The 20,276-nt window shown below is 61.3% G+C and carries 20 protein-coding genes; 13 read left to right on the top strand and 7 right to left on the bottom strand.

Annotated features, from left to right (window positions below; translation table 11 throughout):
- Positions 1–190 precede the first annotated feature (190 nt).
- On the bottom strand, positions 191–1,567 hold the full coding sequence (locus tag ACM6HV_RS20585; RefSeq protein WP_041073455.1) for a glutamine synthetase family protein: 1,377 nt from the start codon (positions 1,565–1,567) through the stop codon (positions 191–193).
- A 282-nt stretch (positions 1,568–1,849) separates the two neighbouring features.
- On the opposite strand from ACM6HV_RS20585, the gene ACM6HV_RS20580 reads away from it, so the two are divergent.
- The 5 genes from ACM6HV_RS20580 to ACM6HV_RS20560 all read left to right on the top strand — a co-directional run bounded on the left by ACM6HV_RS20580 (position 1,850) and on the right by ACM6HV_RS20560 (position 7,161).
- A complete protein-coding gene (locus ACM6HV_RS20580) occupies positions 1,850–2,611 on the top strand; it encodes a gamma-glutamyl-gamma-aminobutyrate hydrolase family protein (RefSeq protein WP_414905169.1) in 762 nt (253 codons plus the stop codon).
- 370 nt (positions 2,612–2,981) lie between these two features.
- Positions 2,982–4,124, top strand: coding sequence for a polyamine ABC transporter ATP-binding protein (gene potA, locus ACM6HV_RS20575; RefSeq protein ID WP_041073459.1), 1,143 nt, complete (start codon positions 2,982–2,984; stop codon positions 4,122–4,124).
- A gap of 29 nt (positions 4,125–4,153) precedes the next feature.
- A complete protein-coding gene (locus tag ACM6HV_RS20570) occupies positions 4,154–5,035 on the top strand; it encodes an ABC transporter permease subunit (protein ID WP_371260449.1) in 882 nt (293 codons plus the stop codon).
- Positions 5,032–5,910: an ABC transporter permease subunit gene (locus ACM6HV_RS20565; RefSeq protein WP_047293492.1), complete on the top strand. Its 879-nt coding sequence runs from the start codon at positions 5,032–5,034 to the stop codon at positions 5,908–5,910. Before ACM6HV_RS20570 ends, ACM6HV_RS20565 begins: the two co-directional genes overlap by 4 nt.
- Positions 5,911–6,063: 153 nt before the next feature.
- Positions 6,064–7,161 carry a polyamine ABC transporter substrate-binding protein gene (locus ACM6HV_RS20560; protein WP_041073464.1) on the top strand — a complete coding sequence of 366 codons (1,098 nt, stop codon included), beginning with the start codon at positions 6,064–6,066 and terminating at the stop codon, positions 7,159–7,161.
- Positions 7,162–7,389: 228 nt separating this feature from the next.
- Here ACM6HV_RS20560 and thpR read toward each other — a convergent pair whose 3' ends face one another.
- Positions 7,390–7,929, bottom strand: a complete 540-nt coding sequence (gene thpR, locus ACM6HV_RS20555) for an RNA 2',3'-cyclic phosphodiesterase (RefSeq protein WP_145595332.1) — start codon at positions 7,927–7,929, stop codon at positions 7,390–7,392.
- 105 nt (positions 7,930–8,034) lie between these two features.
- On the opposite strand from thpR, the gene ACM6HV_RS20550 reads away from it, so the two are divergent.
- Positions 8,035–8,229 carry a hypothetical protein gene (locus ACM6HV_RS20550; protein WP_247268818.1) on the top strand — a complete coding sequence of 65 codons (195 nt, stop codon included), beginning with the start codon at positions 8,035–8,037 and terminating at the stop codon, positions 8,227–8,229.
- A 118-nt stretch (positions 8,230–8,347) separates the two neighbouring features.
- Here the strand turns inward: ACM6HV_RS20550 and ACM6HV_RS20545 are convergent, their stop codons facing one another.
- Both ACM6HV_RS20545 and ACM6HV_RS20540 read right to left on the bottom strand, forming a co-directional pair.
- Complete coding sequence (locus tag ACM6HV_RS20545; protein ID WP_414905168.1) at positions 8,348–8,701, bottom strand: DUF1428 domain-containing protein; 354 nt, start codon at positions 8,699–8,701, stop codon at positions 8,348–8,350.
- Positions 8,702–8,703: 2 nt separating this feature from the next.
- Positions 8,704–9,783, bottom strand: a complete 1,080-nt coding sequence (locus tag ACM6HV_RS20540; RefSeq protein ID WP_414905167.1) for a hypothetical protein — start codon at positions 9,781–9,783, stop codon at positions 8,704–8,706.
- Between the two features lie 333 nt (positions 9,784–10,116).
- Here ACM6HV_RS20540 and ACM6HV_RS20535 point away from each other — a divergent pair, with 333 nt between their 5' ends.
- Complete coding sequence (locus tag ACM6HV_RS20535; protein WP_414905166.1) at positions 10,117–10,389, top strand: hypothetical protein; 273 nt, start codon at positions 10,117–10,119, stop codon at positions 10,387–10,389.
- A 45-nt stretch (positions 10,390–10,434) separates the two neighbouring features.
- Here the strand turns inward: ACM6HV_RS20535 and ACM6HV_RS20530 are convergent, their stop codons facing one another.
- Positions 10,435–10,641 carry a hypothetical protein gene (locus ACM6HV_RS20530; RefSeq protein ID WP_041073476.1) on the bottom strand — a complete coding sequence of 69 codons (207 nt, stop codon included), beginning with the start codon at positions 10,639–10,641 and terminating at the stop codon, positions 10,435–10,437.
- Positions 10,642–10,885: 244 nt separating this feature from the next.
- On the opposite strand from ACM6HV_RS20530, the gene ACM6HV_RS20525 reads away from it, so the two are divergent.
- From ACM6HV_RS20525 to paoC, 4 genes are all read left to right on the top strand, one after another.
- A complete protein-coding gene (locus ACM6HV_RS20525) occupies positions 10,886–12,640 on the top strand; it encodes an L-lactate permease (RefSeq protein ID WP_414905165.1) in 1,755 nt (584 codons plus the stop codon).
- A gap of 345 nt (positions 12,641–12,985) precedes the next feature.
- Positions 12,986–13,609 (top strand): aldehyde dehydrogenase iron-sulfur subunit PaoA, encoded by a 624-nt coding sequence (gene paoA, locus ACM6HV_RS20520; RefSeq protein ID WP_095668892.1) that lies wholly within the window; start codon positions 12,986–12,988, stop codon positions 13,607–13,609.
- Positions 13,606–14,562, top strand: coding sequence for an FAD binding domain-containing protein (locus ACM6HV_RS20515; protein WP_414905164.1), 957 nt, complete (start codon positions 13,606–13,608; stop codon positions 14,560–14,562). Before paoA ends, ACM6HV_RS20515 begins: the two co-directional genes overlap by 4 nt.
- Positions 14,559–16,754 (top strand): aldehyde oxidoreductase molybdenum-binding subunit PaoC, encoded by a 2,196-nt coding sequence (gene paoC, locus ACM6HV_RS20510; RefSeq protein ID WP_414905163.1) that lies wholly within the window; start codon positions 14,559–14,561, stop codon positions 16,752–16,754. Before ACM6HV_RS20515 ends, paoC begins: the two co-directional genes overlap by 4 nt.
- 80 nt (positions 16,755–16,834) lie before the next feature.
- Here paoC and ACM6HV_RS20505 read toward each other — a convergent pair whose 3' ends face one another.
- On the bottom strand, positions 16,835–17,251 hold the full coding sequence (locus tag ACM6HV_RS20505) for a cupin domain-containing protein (protein ID WP_414905162.1): 417 nt from the start codon (positions 17,249–17,251) through the stop codon (positions 16,835–16,837).
- A gap of 199 nt (positions 17,252–17,450) precedes the next feature.
- On the opposite strand from ACM6HV_RS20505, the gene ACM6HV_RS20500 reads away from it, so the two are divergent.
- Positions 17,451–18,392 (top strand): LysR family transcriptional regulator, encoded by a 942-nt coding sequence (locus tag ACM6HV_RS20500; protein WP_222018999.1) that lies wholly within the window; start codon positions 17,451–17,453, stop codon positions 18,390–18,392.
- Here ACM6HV_RS20500 and ACM6HV_RS20495 read toward each other — a convergent pair.
- Positions 18,349–19,308, bottom strand: a complete 960-nt coding sequence (locus ACM6HV_RS20495) for an aldo/keto reductase (protein ID WP_414905161.1) — start codon at positions 19,306–19,308, stop codon at positions 18,349–18,351. The genes ACM6HV_RS20500 and ACM6HV_RS20495 overlap by 44 nt on opposite strands.
- A 112-nt stretch (positions 19,309–19,420) precedes the next feature.
- Between ACM6HV_RS20495 and ACM6HV_RS20490 the strand changes: the two genes are divergently transcribed.
- Entirely contained in the window at positions 19,421–20,194 is a 774-nt protein-coding gene (locus ACM6HV_RS20490; RefSeq protein WP_414905160.1) for an alpha/beta hydrolase, read from the top strand.
- Positions 20,195–20,276 lie beyond the last annotated feature (82 nt).

Below are 20,276 nucleotides of genomic sequence, written 5' to 3'. Positions count from 1 at the left end.
GTGGCTCGACAAGGGGGATTGATGACTGGCGGGAGAACTCAGCCAATCAGAATTTGGTAATCCGATCCCCTGTAGGAGCTGCCGAAGGCTGCGATCTTTTGATCTTGATTTTGCAAAAACAAAGTCAAAAGATCGCAGCCTTCGGCAGCTCCTACAGGGAAGGGTGGTGAGTCAGTTACCACCCATTACGTCACACCGTGTGCAGATACCAGTTGTACTCAAGGTCGGAGATCGAGTTCTCGAACTCGGCCAGCTCGCTTTCCTTGCACGCGACGAACACGTCGATGTACATCGGGTCGATGTAGCGGGCCATGACTTCGCTGTCGTCCAGCTCGCGCAATGCATCGCGCAGGTTGTTCGGCAGGCTCTGTTCGTTCTGCTCGTAACTGTTGCCTTCAACCGGCGCGCCTGGCTCGATCTGGTGGGTCAGGCCGTGGTGAATACCGGCCAGTACCGAAGCCATCAGCAGGTACGGGTTGGCGTCGGCACCGGCCACGCGGTGCTCGATGCGCACGGCGTCGGCCGAACCGGTCGGCACACGTACCGCGACGGTGCGGTTGTCGATGCCCCAGCTCGGCGAGTTCGGCACGTAGAACTGCGCGCCGAAGCGGCGGTACGAGTTGACGTTCGGGCAGAGAAACGCCATTTGCGCAGGCAGGGTCTCGAGCACACCGCCGATCGCGTGGCGCAGCGCGGCGTTCTGCTCGGGATCCTCGCTGGCGAAGATGTTGTTGCCTTCTTTGTCCAGGATCGAAATGTGTACGTGCAGACCGTTGCCCGCCTGGCCCGGATACGGCTTGGCCATGAAGGTGGTGTCCATCTCGTGGTCATAGGCAATGTTTTTCACCAGACGCTTGAGCAGAACGGCGTAGTCGCAGGCCTTGATCGGGTCGGAGACGTGATGCAGGTTGACTTCGAACTGCGCCGGGGCGCTTTCCTTGACGATGGCGTCCGCCGGGATGCCCTGCTCTTTCGCGCCTTCGAGGATGTCTTGCAGGCAGTCGACGTACTCGTCGAGATCGTCGATCAGGTAGACCTGAGTCGATACCGGACGCTTGCCGGAGACCGGCGAACGCGGCGACTGCGGACGGCCGTTCACGTTGTCCTGGTCGATCAGGTAGAACTCCAGTTCGAACGCGGCGCAAATGGTCAGGCCCAGTTCGTCGAACTTGCGCACTACGTTGGCCAACACTTCACGCGGGTCGGCGAAGAACGGCTCGCCTTCCAGTTCGTGCATGGTCATCAACAGTTGGGCGGTTGGGCGCTTCTGCCACGGCTCGATGCTCAGGGTGCCGGGGATCGGGTAGCAGATGCGGTCGGCGTCACCGATGTCCAGGCCCAGACCGGTGCTTTCCACGGTGGAGCCATTGATGTCGAGGGCGAAGAGCGAGGCCGGCAGGTTGATGCCTTTCTCGTAAACCTTGTGAAGACTGGTGCGCTCGATGCGCTTGCCGCGCACCACACCGTTCATGTCTGCAATCAGAAGGTCGACGTACAAAACCTCAGGATGCTTCTTAAGGAATGCGTTTGCTTCGTTGAGTTGAACGGCACGCAGAGGGACCGACATGATGCACCTATTTAGCTGTTAATTATTATGTTCACTGCTGTTTCGCCGAGCCAGTCAATCCGAAAGGCAAAGTGAAGTCAATAGCGAACACCCGGCCGTTCAGCGTTTATTTTTCGGGCTTTTTTTAACACTCACGTGCCAATGCAGGCGCCGCAAGGCTTGGAATCATGAAGATTGGATGAACGGCGTTTAGAATTTTTTACATGGCAGTTGTTAATTAAAATCAACGAGGCTAAGCTCCGGAAAAGCTCGTTCAAGTGTCAAACTTCGAGGTGAATAAAAATGGCATTCAAGCCATTGATCGGCGTTACTGCGTGCGTCAAACAGATTGGCCTGCACCCCTATCACATCAGCGGCGACAAGTACGTTCGCGCTGTCAGCGTTGCGGCGCTGGGGTTGCCGGTGGTCATTCCTTCCCTTGGCAAACTGACTGAAATCGAAGACCTGCTGGGTCAACTCGACGGTCTACTGCTGACCGGCTCACCCTCGAACGTGGAGCCCTTCCACTATCAAGGCCCGGACAGCGAACCCGGCACGGATCACGATCCGGCGCGGGACGCCACCACCCTTCCTTTATTGCGTGCAGCCATTGCGGCGGGCGTTCCGGTACTCGGCATCTGCCGTGGCTTCCAGGAAATGAACGTGGCTTTCGGCGGCAGCCTGCACCAGAAAGTGCACGAGCTGCCGGGCATGCTCGATCACCGTGAAGCCGACAGCCCGGACGTGGCCGTGCAATACGCACCCGCGCATGCCGTGAGCGTGCTGGCCGGTGGTGTGTTCGAGGCGCTCGAGTTGCCGGGCGAATTCCAGGTCAACTCGATTCACAGTCAGGGCATCGACCGCCTCGCGCCCGGCCTGCGTGCCGAAGCGGTGGCGCCGGATGGCCTGATCGAGGCGATCTCGGTCGAGCACAGCCCGACCTTCGCCCTTGGCGTGCAATGGCACCCGGAATGGCAAGTGCTGGACAACCCGAACTACCTGAAGATTTTCCAGGCGTTCGGTGAGGCTTGCCGGCAACGGGCGGCGCGACGCAACCAGCGCTGACACCACCCAGGATTTCAAAACTGTTTACTGCCCCCACGGGGTCGGCGGCGGCGCGTGTGCGCATCCGTCATCCGTGAAAACAACAAACCGTAATAACAACAAGTACGACCCAGGCAGCCAGGACGGCGGCGCCGACCAAGCCGGATCGGTACGGGTAATGCCAGTCAGTAAACGCATTTCCCCTGTGGGAGCGAGCCTGCTCGCGAAAGCGGTGTATCAGCAAACAATGATGTCGACTGACACTCCGTATTCGCGAGCAGGCTCGCTCCCACAGGTTCTGCGTCCTGGCTGACTGACATCCGTACAGGCTTGCAATCCACTTAAGCCCGGCCACGTTGGCCGAGCGAACGAAACCTGTTGGGAGTTTCACATGGCAAACGCCTCCAGCACTTACCGGAAGGCACTTGAAGGCCACCAGCAACCGAAAAAGGTTCTGGTGAAAGTCGATCGTGTCACCAAGAAGTTCGACGAAACCACGGCCGTGGACGATGTGTCCCTGGAGATCCATCAGGGCGAAATCTTCGCCCTGCTCGGTGGCTCCGGTTCGGGCAAATCGACCCTGCTGCGCATGCTCGCCGGTTTCGAGCGGCCGACTGAAGGGCGGATTCTGCTCGACGGTGTAGACATCACTGACATGCCGCCCTACGAGCGGCCGATCAACATGATGTTCCAGTCCTACGCGCTGTTCCCGCACATGACCGTGGCACAGAACATTGCCTTCGGCCTCAAGCAGGACCGTTTGCCCGCCAGCGAAATCGACGCCCGCGTCGAAGAGATGCTGCGCCTGGTGCACATGACCCAATACGCCAAACGCAAACCCCATCAGTTGTCCGGCGGTCAGCGCCAGCGCGTCGCCCTCGCCCGCTCCCTGGCCAAGCGTCCGAAGCTGTTGCTGCTCGACGAACCGATGGGCGCACTGGATAAAAAGCTGCGCTCGCAAATGCAGCTGGAACTGGTGGAAATCATCGAGCGCGTCGGCGTGACCTGCGTAATGGTGACCCACGACCAGGAAGAGGCCATGACCATGGCCGAGCGTATCGCGATCATGCACCTGGGCTGGATTGCCCAGATCGGCAGCCCGGTCGATATCTATGAAGCGCCGGTCAGCCGCATGGTCTGCGAATTCATCGGCAACGTGAACGCCTTCGACGGCACCGTGGTGGAAGACCTTGAAGGTCACGCGATCATCCACAGCCCGGACTTGCAGCAGAAGATCTACGTCGGTCACGGCGTCAGCACCTCGGTGCAGGACAAGTCGATCACCTACGCGATCCGTCCGGAAAAAATGCTCGTCAGCACCCTCAAGCCAGAGACCCGCTACAACTGGTCCGAAGGCAAGGTGCATGACATCGCCTACCTCGGCGGCCACTCGGTGTTCTACGTCGAACTGCCGGGCGGCAAGATCGTCCAGTCGTTCATGGCCAACGCCGAACGTCGTGGCGCGCGTCCGACCTGGGACGACAAGGTCTACGTCTGGTGGGAAGACGACAGCGGCGTGGTGCTGCGCTCATGAGAACCTTCAATCAGCAATGCCTGCGCCTGGTGCCCAGCGGGCGAAAGTTCGTCATCGGCATCCCGTTCATCTGGCTGTTCCTGTTCTTCATGCTGCCGTTCTTCCTGGTGATGAAGATCAGCTTCTCGGAAGCCGCGCTGTCGATCCCGCCGTACTCGGAGATCTACACCTACGCCGAACAGAAATTCCAGCTGATGCTCAACATCGGCAACTACACCATGCTCGGCGAGGACGAGTTGTACCTGTCGGCCTACCTCGGTTCGCTGAAGGTCGCGGCGCTGAGCACGATGATGTGCCTGGTGATCGGTTTCCCGATGGCCTATGCGATCACCAAAGCGAGCAAGGAAGCGCAAAACGTCCTGCTGCTGTTGATCATGATGCCGACCTGGACCGCGATCCTGATCCGCGTTTATGCGTGGATGGGCATCCTCAGCAACAACGGCCTGCTCAACGCGTTTCTGATGTGGACAGGGCTGACCGATCACCCGATCGAGATCCTCAACACCAACACGGCCGTGTATATCGGCGTGGTCTACGCGTATCTGCCATTTATGGTGCTGCCGCTGTACGCCAACCTGGTCAAGCACGATGGCAGCCTGTTGGAAGCCGCGTCGGACCTGGGTTCGAGCAACTTCAACAACTTCTGGAAAATCACCGTGCCGCTGGCCAAGAACGGCATCATCGCCGGTTGCATGCTGGTGTTTATTCCGGTGGTCGGCGAGTTCGTGATTCCGGAACTGCTGGGTGGCCCGGAGACGCTGATGATCGGTCGCGTGTTGTGGCAAGAGTTCTTCAATAACCGCGACTGGCCGGTGGCGTCCGCGCTGGCGGTGGTGATGCTGTTGATCCTGATTGTGCCGATTCTGCTGTTCAACCGCAGCCAGGCCAAAGAGATGGAGGCACGGGGATGAAACGCTTCGGTTTTTCCAAGTTCATGTTGATCTTCGGCCTGATGTTCATTTATCTGCCGATGCTGATTCTGGTGATCTACTCGTTCAACGCCTCGAAACTGGTGACGGTGTGGGGCGGCTGGTCGGTGAAGTGGTACGTCGGCCTGCTCGACAACACGCAACTGATGGGCTCGGTGGTACGCTCGCTGGAAATCGCCTGCTACACCGCGATTGCCGCAGTGGCGTTGGGCACCCTCGCCGCGTTCGTCCTGACGCGGGTGACGCGCTTCAAGGGTCGTACGCTGTTCGGCGGTCTGGTGACGGCGCCGCTGGTCATGCCTGAGGTGATCACCGGTCTGTCGCTGTTGCTGCTGTTCGTGGCGATGGCGCAGTTGATCGGCTGGCCACAGGAGCGTGGCATCGTCACCATCTGGATCGCCCACACCACGTTTTGTGCAGCCTACGTGGCGGTGGTAGTCTCCGCCCGCCTGCGGGAGCTGGATCTGTCGATCGAAGAAGCCGCGATGGATCTGGGGGCCAAGCCGTTCAAGGTGTTTTTCCTGATCACCATTCCAATGATCGCGCCGTCGCTGGCGGCGGGCGGCATGATGTCGTTCGCCCTGTCGCTGGACGATCTGGTGCTGGCGAGCTTCGTTTCCGGCCCGGGTTCGACCACCCTGCCGATGGAAGTGTTCTCGGCGGTGCGTCTGGGCGTGAAGCCTGAGATCAACGCTGTTGCGAGCCTGATTCTGCTGGCGGTGTCGCTGGTGACCTTCCTCGTCTGGTACTTCGGTCGCAAGGCAGAAGCCAGCCGCAAGAAAGCGATTCAGGAAGCGATGGATCAGACGGCGAATGAGGCGTGGCAGCAGCCGCAACGCGCCGCCACCACGGCTTGACCTGTAGGAGCTGCGGCACGCTGCGATCTTTTGACTTTGTTTTTTAAGATCAAAAGATCGCAGCCTCGTTTCACTCGACAGCTCCTACAGAAAGGCGCTTGTCGATCAAGTTTCAGATGTGTGTTTTTGAATAAGAAGAATGGAGTTTCACCGATGAAAATGTTTGGCAGGACTCTGCTGACACTGTCCTTAATGGGCGCAATCGCCACGGGCGTCCAGGCCAACGACAAGGTGCTGCGTGTTTACAACTGGTCCGATTACATCGCGCCGGACACCGTCAAGAAGTTCGAAGACGAGACCGGCATCCAGGTGACCTACGACGTGTTCGACAGCAACGAAACCCTTGAGGCGCGTTTGCTGGCCGGCAAATCCGGTTACGACATTGTCGTGCCGTCCAACAGTTTCCTGGCCAAGCAAATCAAGGCCGGGGTCTATCAGCCGCTGGACAAATCGAAGCTGTCGAACTGGAAGAATCTCAACCCGGTGCTGCTGAAAAACGCCTCCGCCAGTGATCCGGACAACGCTCACGCGTTCCCGTACATGTGGGGCTCGATCGGCATCGGCTATAACCCCGACAAGGTCAAGGAAGTGCTCGGCGCCAACGCCCCGACCAACTCCTGGGACCTGCTGTTCAAACCGGAAAACGCCGAGAAGCTGAAAGCCTGCGGTATCAGCTTCCTCGACTCGCCGACCGAAATGATCCCGGCGGCCCTGCACTACCTGGGCTACCCGGTGAACGACAAGGACAAGGCGCACATCCTCGAAGCCGAAGCGCTGTTCATGAAGATCCGCCCATACGTGGCGTACTTCCATTCCTCGAAGTACATCTCGGACCTGGCCAACGGCAACATCTGCGTGGCGGTCGGTTACTCCGGTGACGTGCTGCAGGCCAAGGCCCGCGCGGTGGAAGCCGGCAACAAGGTGCAGATCGATTACAGCATTCCCAAGGAAGGCGCCGGCAGTTTCTACGACATGGTCGCCATCCCGCGCGATGCCGCCAACGTCGATAACGCCTACCTGTTCATGAACTTCCTGATGCGCCCGGACATCATCGCCGAGATCACCAACAGCAACGGCTACAGCAACGCCAACTCGGCGGCGACGCCTCTGGTGGACGAAGCAATCCGCAACGACCCGGGTTCGTACCCGTCGCAGGCGGTGATGGCGACGTTGTACGCGGTGCCGGATCAGCCGATTGCCACCCAGCGGATCATGACCCGCGGTTGGACGCGGGTGAAGCTCGGTAAATAACTGACACCGCCCCCTGTAGGAGCTGCCGCAGGCTGCGATCTTTTGATCTTGCGTCTAAAAAACAAAGTCAAAAGATCGCAGCCTGCGGCAGCTCCTACACAGGGATGTGGCGTAGCTTTTCCGTTCACGCAGCGCCTTACCACCGCTGCACCCTGCAATGAACGGCCTCACCTGGCTCCCTCGGCTCAGGTGAATTTCAGGCGCCCTCGGGCGCCTTTTTTTGTGGGTTCAATTCAGTGGCCAATCCTGCAGGATCCGGTAGCGGCCCTTGTGCGATTCGAACAAGGCAAAACGCTCGGCACGCAGGAGGAACTCCGGTGGCGTGACGGCTTCCGGCTCCGTTGCACGGTAGTCTCGGGCCAGGGTCAGGTGCGGGCGGAACTCGCGCGGTGATTCTTCGAAACCGAATGGCAGCATCGCCTGTTCCAACGCATACACCAGACGCAACAACGCCGGCGGCGCCTGCTCCGGTGCCAAAGACAAGATCCCCGCGCGATGCCAGACCTGCAGACGATCCAGCGCAAGCTTCAATGGCTCACCCGGCGTGCGTACCTTGCCGGCGGCCTCGCAGACTTCATGGATCTGAGCCAACGGCACCGCGCCGAGGAACAGCAGCGTCAGGTGAAAGTTATCCGCCGGCACCGGTTTGCCGGCTCTCAAGCGCAGATCGGCGCGCCACTGAGCGATGGCCTTGCGTTGTGGTGGTGGGCAGTCGAGGGCGAAAAACAGTCGCTTGAACGGTTCATCCCTGCGCGCATCATCGGTCATGGCCCTGCTCCTTCGCTGGTCGATCGGCCGATTCTACATGGCCTTCTCTGACGACTCGCGACAGCCGGCTATAGTTCAAGGATTGCCATCCAACTGGAGGTCGCCATGCGCGAGATCCTCAGCAAAGAACCCTGGTGGGCTCGACCACCCAGCCCAGGGCAGGATGAAACCGAGCTGGAATGGGGCTGGCTGGTGCATTACAGCGAAGGTGAACCACGTTTCGAATTCGTCCGCGAACGGCCCACGGACGAGCAGATTCGCAACCGCAAAGGCTGCCGGATCACCCCCTCTCCAGAGTGACCACATTCCATTGCGGGAGCGAGCCTGCTCGCGAAAGCGGTGGGTCAGCCATGAAGCTATTGGCTGTGCCGGCCTCTTCGCGGGCAAGCCCGCTCCCACAATGGATTTGCGCTGGTCTTCAGGATTCAAGAAGGTTCTTGAAGCCACCAAAGATCATCCGTTGCCCATCAAACCCCATCGGGTTGACGTCCGGTTGCATGCGCGGGTCTTCCATCATCTTGGCCATGCCGGCATCGCGGGTGGCCTTGTCGGGCCAGATCAGCCAGCCGGACGACACCGTCTCGTCTTCCTTGAGTTTTACCGCCATCGGGAATGACGTGACTTTGCCGTCCGGCACGTCATCGCCCCAGCCCTGAACCACCTCCTTCGCTCCGTATTCCTTGAACAGTTTCGCGGCGATCGCACAGTGTTTTTTGTACTGCTCGCGGTTGGCATTCGGCACGGGTGCTACAAAAATATCGATGTAAGCCATGATCACTCTCCTTGCACGTTGGGTTCGATCTGCTGATTGGTCGATTCGGGAGGTCGCCATTCGACACGATTCAGCCCCTGCCCGACCGACGGTTGTTCGCCCCCGCCAAGGCTGCCCTCGACCTGCCCGGCGATATGCAGCGTTCCAGCCATGACCCCGGTGGTCGGGTTTTGCAGCAGTTTCGCCCAGGCCTTGTCGAAGGTACTGCCCAGGCTGCTGCGAATCAGCGCTTCGCTGTCGGGCCGGTCGTTGGCCTGGATGATCGCGCGGATGCCCGCCACCCCAATCGAGATCACCCCGCCAACCAACTTGCCCGCCGCAGCTGCCACCGCACTGGCCGCTCCGCGCGGAGCCATTTCCGCTTCCATCCGTTGACTGGCGCGTTTGGCCACAGGGGCCATGCCGGCGTCGGTCGAGGCAATGCCCTTGCTGCCGCCCTCGGTGTGGATCTTGTCGATCAGCGCGGCATACGCCGGCAAGGTGTTCAGCGGCTCGGTGCTGATGATCTGATACAGCGACGCATCCCGCGCCGGCGGCGGCCCGAGGGCGATGGCCGGGACCTTCTGCAGACGCCCGTTGAGTTGGGCCACCGGCATGCCATAGCGCTGGGCGATGAGCGGCATCTGCTGGGCCATCAGTTGCGCGTAGAACGCCGTGGCCTGACCGAGGATCGCGTCCGGATCGATCTCCACCGCGACCGGCGCCAGCACTCTTTCTTGATATTGCTCAAGCAGATAGCTCGCCAGACGCTTGGCCGACGCGTCCTGTTCGCCGCCAGCACTGATGGTGTACCAACTGACCTTCATCGACAGCCATTCCTGAGTCCAGTAGCTGCTGAACCACGGAATGAAATTTTCTTCAGTTTGCTGATAGACGCGAGTGCGCCAATGTTCCATCGAACCCCGGGCAAATACTTTGACTTGCTCGGTGGATTGCTGCGAGGCGCTGACGATGTCGCGGTCGATCTGCTGCCAGGTCGCCGGCGATACCACCACCGCTCGCGGCGCCACCGGAGCGCGGGCCGAGGTGGCGCAGCCAGCCAGCAGACACAGTGCGGCGAGGCTCAGCGCACGCAGGTTCACGGTGGTGGAGTCCTTGAATGGAGGGAGACAGATTTGAGTATAGGTGCGGGTATTGGGCCATTTGTCAGTTGTGGCCAAGCTGGCCCCATCGCGAGCAGGCTCGCTCCCACATGGGAACGCATTTCAAAGTGGGAGCGAGCCTGCTCGCGAAAGCGGTGTATCAGGCAACAACGATGCCGACTGAAACGACGTATTCGCGAGCAAGCCCACTCCCACTGGAGGGAACATTAACCATCAACGCCGTCGATATTCACCATCGCCACGATTGCCTTCCGCCCGCCGCCCGGCGAAGGCACGATTCACCCATCCGAGACGCAACGAGGAGTACCCATCATGATTCGCACCATCACCCTCTCCGTGAGCTTCCCGGTGTTCGGCAGCAACTATTACGACCAGCAGGTCGTCTCGCGCAAGACGCAAGCGCTGCTGTTCAACGAAGATTTCGACGATGTGCTGATGCCCGCTGCGAGCAATCACTTCAGCAATGAAGTGGTTGGCATCAACGATCAGTTCCGCTTTCTGAGCGACATACTCGCCACCCATTTGCTGGATCTCGAGGCCACCGCGCCTGCGCATTCCAGCGTCCTGGCGAGCGCTCATTTTTAATCGCCGAGGGCGTTCCCGTTGCGGGAACGCCCTTTTGATTTCTACTCAGTCATCGTCGCGGTCACGATAGTAACGACGCCCGTCGCGACGACCATCGTCGCGGTCATCCCAACGCCGGTCATGGTCGTAGTAACGGCCATGATCGCGGTCGTAATGCCGCCCGTGGCGGTGGTCATCATCAAAGTCCGCCACACAGCCAGCCAGTAATACGGCGGCGGTCACGGTCAGCAGCATCGTTGTAGCGCGCTTCATTCAACACTTCCCTAAAACCAAGGTCTTGACGACGGAACGGCTGTCACTGCCTACGCCTTCACAGGACGCAGTGCGCGCAGCCGCTGATACGACCGGACAAAAGGACTTTGATTCACTGCCCGGGCACGACCGTTGATCGGCCGATTTGTTGCATCCGGGCGGCGGCGAAATGCCACCTATACTGCTGCATACCGACTCCCACGCAATGGATCTGCGCCTCGATAACAATAAGCAGAGGTGAACCATGGTCTGGCAGCAAATCTACGACCCGTTCGGCAACCCGCTGATCTCCACGCTCATGGCCGCGGTGCCGGTGGTGGTGATGCTCGCGGCGCTGGCGTTCTTTCACGTCAAGGCGCACCTCGCCGCCCTGCTCGCCCTGGCTTCGGCATTATTGATTTCGATCTTCGCCTTCGGCATGCCGGCGAGCATGGCCGGTTCTGCGGCGTTGTTCGGCGCGGCCAATGGTTTACTGCCGATCGGCTGGATCGTGCTCAACATCATTTTTCTGCACCGCCTGACCACCGAGAACGGCTCGTTCAAAGTGCTGCAGGATTCCCTCGCACGCATCACCGATGACCGGCGTTTGCAGTTGCTGCTGATCGCGTTTTGCTTCGGTGCATTTTTCGAAGGCGCGGCAGGGTTCGGTACGCCGGTGGCGGTGACCGGGGCGATTCTGATCGGCCTCGGTTTTTCGCCGCTGGCGGCGTCGGGTCTGGCATTGATTGCCAACACCGCACCAGTGGCGTTCGGCGCACTCGGCACGCCGATCATCACCTTGGCCAAGGTCACCGGGCTGGATGAGATGGAGCTGTCGATGATGGTCGGTCGGCAGCTGCCGTTTTTCTCGGTGCTGGTGCCGTTCTGGCTGATCTGGGCGTTTGCCGGGTGGCGCAAGATGCTGGAGATCTGGCCGGCGATTCTGGTGGCCGGGGTCAGCTTCGCGGTGCCGCAATTCCTCGTCTCGAACTTCCACGGGCCGATGCTGGTGGACGTGATCGCCGCGCTGATTTCCATGGCCTGCCTGACCCTGTTTCTGCGAGTCTGGAAACCGGCGACGGTGTACACCTCGGCTGCCCTGTCAGGGCGAGTCGACAACTCCCGGGTCGAGGAAGAAAAAGTCACCGCCAGCGCCGCCTTCAGCGATCAGGCACGCCCGGCGGTGATGCGTGCGTGGATGCCGTGGATCATTCTCACCGTGTTCGTGTTTGCCTGGGGCACCCAGGGCTTCAAGAACATCTTCGATGTGCGCCCGGCACTGGACCCGGTAACGCACGCAGTGAAACTTGATCCACAAGGCAAACAGATGAACGAGGCCAACCCGATTTTCTCCCCGGCGCTGACCTTCACCACCCTGCACCTGCAAGTGCAGAAAGTCCCGCCGGTGGTGCCGGCGCCGAAAGCCGAGGAAGCGATCTACAAGTTCACCTGGTTCACTGCCACCGGCAGCGGCATTCTGCTGGCAGCGATTGTCGGCGGCCTGCTGATGGGCTATTCGATCCCGCAACTGATCAAGCAATACCTGCGCACGTTGTGGGTGGTACGGTTTTCGCTGATCACCATTGCCGCGATGCTCGCGCTGGGATTTCTCACACGTTATTCCGGGCTGGACGCCACCATGGGTCTGGCGTTTGCCGCCACCGGAGTGTTTTATCCGATGTTCGGCACCCTGCTCGGCTGGCTCGGCGTGGCATTGACTGGCTCGGACACAGCCTCGAACGTGCTGTTCGGCGGACTGCAACGGGTGACCTCGGAACAGCTGGGCATCAGCCCGGTGCTGATGGCGGCGGCCAACAGTTCCGGCGGGGTGATGGGCAAGATGGTGGATGCGCAGTCGATCGTGGTCGCCTCCACCGCGACCCGCTGGTATGGGCATGAGGGCGAGATTCTGCGCTACGTGTTCTTCCACTCGATTGTGCTGGCGGTGCTGGTCGGCGGGCTGGTGACGTTGCAGGCGTACGTCTCGCCGTTTACGCATATGGTGGTCGGCGGGCATTGAGTCGTTCGTAACGTCCTCTTCGCGAGCAGGCTCGCTCCCACAGTCGGAACACGTGTCCGTTGTGGGAGCGAGCCTGCTCGCGAAAGCGCCATGTCATTCAACCAGAGACGGCCTGACCCTCCGCCTTCGGGAGCCAGTCGAATCGTCGCACCGCTCCTCCCACATTTGACTCAGTGCTACTCAACAGATTGATGAGCCATGCGCATAACTCTATAGCGCAAATCCGCAAAAACCTTTTCCCCTCCGTACAGGTCATTCCAAGAACGAGACCGGTAAACATGCCGGCGCGCCCGTTTGGGCCCTTCAATCCCTGCCGTCCTGATTAAGCCAGAGAGGAATCGAAGCATGACGATTTCCCGACGAAGATTCCTGATCCTCGGCGCGGTGACCGCCACCGCGTTTGCAATGCCCCCTTTCATCAGCCTCAAGGCCTACGCGGCCAGTCTGGAGCAACCCGCCATGGCCAAACTGACGATCAACGTCAACGGTACACCCCAAGCCCTAGAGGTCGACAACCGCACCACCCTGCTCGACGCCCTGCGCGAACACCTGCACCTGACCGGCAGCAAGAAAGGCTGCGACCACGGCCAGTGCGGCGCCTGCACCGTCATCGCCGACGGCCGGCGGATCAATGCCTGCCTGACCCTGGCGGTGATGCACGAAGGCAGCGAGATCACCACCATCGAAGGCCTCGGCATGCCCGACCATCTGCACCCGATGCAGGCCGCGTTCATCAAGCACGACGGCTACCAGTGCGGCTATTGCACGCCGGGGCAAATCTGTTCGGCGGTGGCGGTGCTCAAGGAAATTCGCGAGGGCATCCCCAGCCACGTCAGCCCCAGCCTGACCGAGGCGCCACAACTGATCGCCAGCGAATTCCAGGAGCGCATGAGCGGCAACATCTGCCGCTGCGGCGCCTACTCGAACATCATCGAAGCCATCACTGAAGTTGCGCAGGTGCCAGCATGAGAGCGTTCAATTACAGCCGCGCCGACTCCCCCGCCGCAGCCGCAACGCTGGCGGCGCAGATTGAAGGCGCGAAGTTCATCGCCGGCGGCACCAACCTGCTGGACCTGATGAAACTCGACATCGAAACCCCGCTGCACCTGATCGACGTCAACCACTTGGGCCTCGATCAGATTGAAGCCATGCCTGAAGGCGGATTGCGCATCGGCGCGCTGGTGCGCAACACCGATCTGGCCGCCGACAGCCGCGTGCGCAAGGACTACGCGCTGCTCTCCCGCGCCCTGCTCGCCGGCGCTTCCGGTCAGTTGCGCAACATGGCGAGTACGGCCGGCAACCTGCTGCAACGCACTCGCTGCCCGTATTTCTATGACGTCAATCAGGCCTGCAACAAACGCCAGCCCGGCAGCGGCTGCGCGGCGATTGGCGGGGTCAGTCGGCAACTGGGGCTGATCGGCGTCAGCGACGCGTGCATAGCCACTCACCCCAGCGACATGGCAATTGCCATGCGAGCCCTCGACGCGCAGGTTGAAACGGTGAAGCCGGACGGCAGCACACGCAGCATCGCCATCGCCGATTTCCATCAACTGCCAGGCAATACGCCGAACATCGAAACCCGCCTCACGCCCGGCGAGTTCATCACGTCGGTAACCCTGCCGGCCCCGGTCGGTGGCACGCACATTTATCACAAGGTGCGCGATCGCTCGTCTTACGCCTTTGCGCTGGTATCGGTCGGTCTGATCCTGCACAAGGACGGCAGCGGCCGTGTGGCGGTCGGCGGTATTGCGCCGAAACCGTGGCGGGTGGAAGCCGCCGACGCGTTGCTGCCCAAAGGCGCAAAAGCCGTCAGCGAACGCTTGCTCGACGGTGCCACGCCAACCCACGACAACCAATTCAAACTGACCCTGGTCGAGCGCACGCTCGGCTCGGTGTTGGCGCAAGCGAGGGATGAAGCATGAAGTTCGACACGCCCGCCACCACCAACCCGATCGACCAACTGAAAGTCGTCGGCAAGCCCACCGACCGCATCGAAGGCCCGCTGAAAACCAGCGGCCAGGCGCCGTACGCTTATGAGCAGCATCAGGCCGTGGCGAATCAGGCTTACGGTTTCATGGTCGGTTCGGCCATCGCCAAGGGCCGCATCAGCCACATTGATCTCGACGCGGCCCAAGCCGCACCGGGCGTGCTGGCCATCGTCACCGCCGCCAATGCCGGCAAGCTCGGCAAGGGCCAATACAATTCGGCGCCGCTGCTCGCCGGGCCCGAGGTGCAGCACTATCACCAGGCCGTGGCGCTGGTGGTCGCCGAGACCTTCGAACAGGCCCGCGCCGCAGCGCAACTGGTCAAGGTCGACTACGTCGCGGCCAAAGGCGAGTTCGAACTGGCCAACGTGCTTGACCAAGGCGTCGAAGACGACGAGTTGCCCGACGTCACCCACGGCGATTTCGACTCGGCCTTCGCCGCCGCGCCGGTGCAGTTCGACCAGACCTACACCACCCCCGATCAATCCCACGCGATGATGGAGCCGCACGCCACACTGGCCGCATGGAAAGGTGATCATCTGACCTTGTGGACCTCCAATCAGATGATTGCCTGGAGCGTCGGCGACGTCGCCACGACCCTTGGCCTGCCCAAGGAAAACGTGCGCCTGATCTCGCCGTACATTGGTGGCGGCTTCGGCGGCAAACTGTTCATTCGTGCCGACGCGATCCTCGCCGCCCTCGGTGCGCGCCTGGCCAACCGCCCGGTGAAAGTCGCCCTCGCCCGCCCGCAAATGGCCAACAACACCACCCACCGCCCGGCCACGATTCAGCGCATTCGGATGGGCGCGACGGCGGACGGCAAGCTCAGCGCCATCGCCCACGAAGGCTGGTCGGGCAACCTCAAGGACGGCAAGGTCGAAGTCGCCGCGCAACCGAGCCAGTTGCTTTATGCCGGGGAAAACCGCCGGGTGACCATGCGCCGGGCGCCGCTGGATCTGCCCGAAGGCAATTCCATGCGCGCGCCGGGTGAGGCGCCGGGGTTGATGGCACTGGAAATCGCCATGGACGAAATGGCCGAGCAGCTCAAGCTCGATCCGATCCAGTTCCGCATCATCAACGACACCCAGGTCGATCCGGTGAAAACCGAGCGCCCGTTCTCCCAGCGGCGCCTGATCGAATGCCTGCAGACCGGCGCCGAGAAATTCGGCTGGAACCAGCGCAACGCCACACCCGGTAGCCGGCGTGAGGGTCGCTGGCTGATCGGCATGGGCGTCGCTGCGGCGTTTCGCAACAACCTGCTGCTGAAATCCGGCGCCCGGGTGCGGCTGGAGCGCGACGGCAAGGTCACGGTGGAAACCGACATGACCGACATCGGTACCGGCAGTTACACCATCATTGCCCAGACCGCCGCCGAGATGATGGGCGTGCCTCTGGCGGATGTGACGGTGCACCTGGGCGATTCGAATTTCCCGGTGTCGTCCGGTTCCGGCGGCCAGTTCGGCGGCAACTGCTCGACGGCCGGGGTCTACGCCGCGTGCATGAAACTGCGCGAAGCGATCGCCGGCAAACTGGGCATGAGCGGCAGCGACGTCGAGTTTGCCGACGGTCAGGTGCGCGCCGGCGGCAAGACCCTGCCGCTGCGCGATGCCGCAAAAGATGGCGTGGTCGAGGCCGAGGACAGCATCGAATTCGCCGACCTCGCCAAGCAGTATCAGCAATCGACTTTCGGTGCGCATTTCGTCGAAGTGGCGGTGGATGCAGCGACCGGCGAAGTCCGCGTGCGGCGCATGCTCGCCGTCTGCGCGGCGGGACGGATTCTCAACCCGAAAGCCGCACGCAGCCAAGTGATCGGGGCGATGACCATGGGCGTCGGCGCGGCGTTGATGGAAGAGCTGGCGGTGGACAAGCGGCTGGGCTTTTTCGTCAATCACGATCTGGCCGGATACGAGGTGCCGGTGCATGCTGACATCCCGCATCAGGAAGTGATTTTCCTCGACGAAACCGATCCGATTTCATCGCCGATGAAAGCCAAGGGTGTAGGTGAACTGGGGATTTGCGGCGTGAGTGCGGCGGTGGCCAATGCGATCTACAACGCCACCGGGGCGCGGGTGCGTGAGTATCCGATTACCCTCGACAAGATCCTCTCCTCCCTGCCGCCGATGATCTGACCCCTGTAGGAGCTGCAACAGGCTGCGAACTTTTGATCTTGATCTTCAAAGATCGCAGCCTGCGGCAGCTCCTACAGATATCAGTATGGATATTGCGCCGCACTCACCTGCTCCATCCACTCCACCACTTCACCGTCCAGCACCTCGGCAATCGCAATGTGCGTCATCGCCGTGGTCGGCGCGGCGCCATGCCAGTGCTTCACCTGCGGCGCGATCCACACGGTATCACCGGGGCGGATCTCACGAACCGGTTGCCCCCACTCCTGCACAAAACCTGAACCGGCGGTGACGATCAGCGTCTGACCCAACGGATGGGTATGCCACGCGGTGCGTGCGCCCGGCTCGAAAGTCACCGTAGCGCCGCTGACGCGCGCCGCATCGCTGCCTTTGAACGGTGCGTCAACGCGCACGGTGCCGGTGAACCAGTCCGTCGGGCCTTTGGCCGACGGTTGCGAGCCGTTAGGGGTGACGGTAATGCCTGAGATATGTGCATTCATCACAAGATTCCAAATCTGAAAGAGACCTCACCTGTAGGAGCTGCCGCAGGCTGCGATCTTTTGATCTTTGATTTTCAAAAACAACATCAAAAGATCGCAGCCTGCGGCAGCTCCTACAGGGAACTTGCGTCACTTTAGCAAGCCGTACTCTTCAGATAATCGACTAGAATTCGAAAAAACTTATGCAGGACATTCATCAATGCTTCGAGAAAACGCCAGTGACCTGCTCGCCTTCCTTGCCGTGGCCCGCGAGCGCAGCTTCACCAAAGCCGCAGCCAAACTGGGCGTTTCACAATCGGCGCTCAGCCATACCATTCGCGCCCTCGAAGCGCGCCTTGGCCTGCGCTTGCTGACGCGCACCACCCGCAGCGTCTCGCCCACCGAGGCTGGCGAACATCTGCTGCAAACCATCGGCCCGCGCTTCGAAGAGATCGAGCAGGAACTGGCGGCGCTGAGCAACCTGCGCGAGACGCCCGCAGGCCGGATCCGCATCAGTGCCACCGACCATTCGCTGAATTGGCTGTTGCGTCCGGTGCTCAAGGAATTCCTGCCCCAATACCCGGACATCGCCGTCGAGGTGATCTGCGACTACGGTTTCGTTGACATCGCCGGGCAAGGCTTCGATGCCGGCGTGCGACTGGGCGAAGATGTCGCGCAAGGCATGATTGCCACCCGCATCGGCCCGGACATGCGCATGGCTGTGGTTGGCGCCCCCGCTTACTTCGCCAAGCGTGAACAGCCACAAACACCGCGAGACCTGACCGCCCATGCCTGTAACAACCTGCGCCTGCCCACCAATGGCGGGCTGTACACCTGGGAGTTCGAAAAGGATGGCGAAAGCCTCAAGGTGCGGGTTTCCGGGCAAGTCACCCTCAATGGCGTGTATCCGCTGCTCGACGCTGCACTCGACGGTTTTGGCCTGAGCTACATTCCGGAAAACATCGTCGCGCCCTATCTGGCCGATGGGCGTCTGCTGCAAGTGCTGGCAGACTGGTGCCCGACGTTTGCCGGTTATCACCTGTATTACCCGAGTCGACGGCAGGCGGCGCCGGCGTTTGCGTTGCTGGTCGAGGCATTGCGTTATCGCGGGCAGGCAGCTATCCCAGCAGTGCAATCAACTGATGCCGCTGCGCATCGGTGAGCATCGGCCCAAACCCGGCGCCGGCGTTGTCGGTCATGTAGCGCGGATTGCCGGTGCCGGGAATCACGCAGGTCACCGCCGGGTGCGACAGCAAAAACTTCAGCGCCAGTTGCGGCCAACTGTTGACCTGCACGTCCGACACCCACGCCGGCAGCGGTCTGCCCTTGAGCCGCTCGAGCAACCCGCCACCGCCAAACGGCCGGTTGCAGATCACCGCGACCCCGCGCTCGCGGCACAACGGCAGAATGCGTTTTTCCACGCCACGGTCATCGAGGGCGTAATTGATTTGCAGAAAATCGAGTGGTTCAGCCTTGAGTACTGCTTCGACTTCGTCGTAAGCCGAGGGCGTGTAATGGGTGATGCCGATGTAGCGGATGCGCCCCTCGGTTTGCCACTCGCGCAGAGTCGGCAGATGACTTTGCCAGTCCAGCAGGTTGTGGATCTGCATCAGGTCGATGCGTTCGGTGCGCAGCAGACGGAAGGATTGCTCCATCTGCGCGATACCTTCCTCGCGCCCGCGCGTCCAGACCTTGGTGGCGAGAAAGGCCGGCGAACGCGGTTCGTGGATCGCCAGCAGTTCGCCAGTGGTTTGCTCGGCGCGGCCATACATCGGTGAGCTGTCGATCAGCGTGCCGCCCTTTCTGAACAGCTCGTCGAGCACTGCCGGCAGTTGTTTATAGGCGGTCTCGCCGGGCGCAACGTCGAAGCTACGATAAGTGCCCAGGCCCACCACGGGCAGTCGTTCGGCGCTGGAAGGGATGGCGCGGGTCTGCATGGTCTGGTCTCCTGCCTGGTTCGGCGAAGTGGCAGTCGGCGTAATGGCAGTGGCCAACGCCCGGTCAAAAGTCAGGACCGCCGAAACCCCGGCAGCCAGCGTGAGCAATCGGCGACGGGAGCACCCCTCAGTGTGGCTCATGCTGGTTCCCCTGCTGCGTGAATCTGTTGCACGTTGTGTGCGACGGCTGTCCCTCCACGGCGCTGGACTACACTGCGACAGCGAACACCCGCGTCCCGTTAAAGTTAGCCGAATGTCCAGAATCCTGATGTCAGTCGTCGCTTTGCTCATTGCCCTCTACTTTTTGCTGTGCGGGGCATTGTTCGTGTTCCAGCGTTCGCTGATCTATTTCCCCCAGCCTGGCAGTGCTGTGACCACGGCAGATTCACGGCTGAAACTGGCGATGCCGGATGCCGATGTCTGGGTAACCGTTCGCGAACACGCGGGTCCGAAAGCGCTGATCTACTTCGGCGGGAATGCCGAGGACGTGTCGCGCAACCTGCCTTCATTCAGCGCAGCGTTTCCCGATTACGCGGTGTATCTGCTGAACTACCGGGGCTTTGGCGGCAGCGACGGCTCACCCTCGGAGGAAGCGATTGCCGAAGATGCGCTGGCGCTGTTTGACCGGGTCTACGCCAGCCATCCGCAGATTGCCGTGGTCGGGCGCAGCCTGGGTTCCGGAGTGGCGGTGCGGCTGGCGAGTCAGCGCCCGGCGCAGACATTGATTCTGGTGACACCGTACAACAGCCTCGAAGAACTCGCCGTGCGCCAATATCCGTGGTTTCCGGTGAAATGGCTGCTGAAGGATCGCTTCGAGTCGGGCCGCTATGCCGCGCACATTCAAGTGCCGACCCTGCTGCTGGCAGCCAGCGATGACGAGGTGATTCCACGGGACAGCACGCAGCGGCTGCTGGGGCATTTCCCCAAAGGTGTGGCGACGCTGCGAGTAGTGCCGGATTCGGGGCACAACTCGATTGCCGAGCGGGCGCAGTATCTGCAGTGGATGCAGGCAGTGCTTGATCGCTGATAGCCGATTATTGCGTCGGCTGAACTGGCCCCTTCGCGAGCAGGCTCGCTCCCACCTGGCTCTGTGGGAGCGAGCCTGCTCG

This window comes from Pseudomonas sp. IT-P260, assembly GCF_949768395.1.
Taxonomy (GTDB): domain Bacteria; phylum Pseudomonadota; class Gammaproteobacteria; order Pseudomonadales; family Pseudomonadaceae; genus Aquipseudomonas; species Aquipseudomonas parakoreensis.
This window is presented reverse-complemented; position numbering and strand designations above follow the sequence as displayed.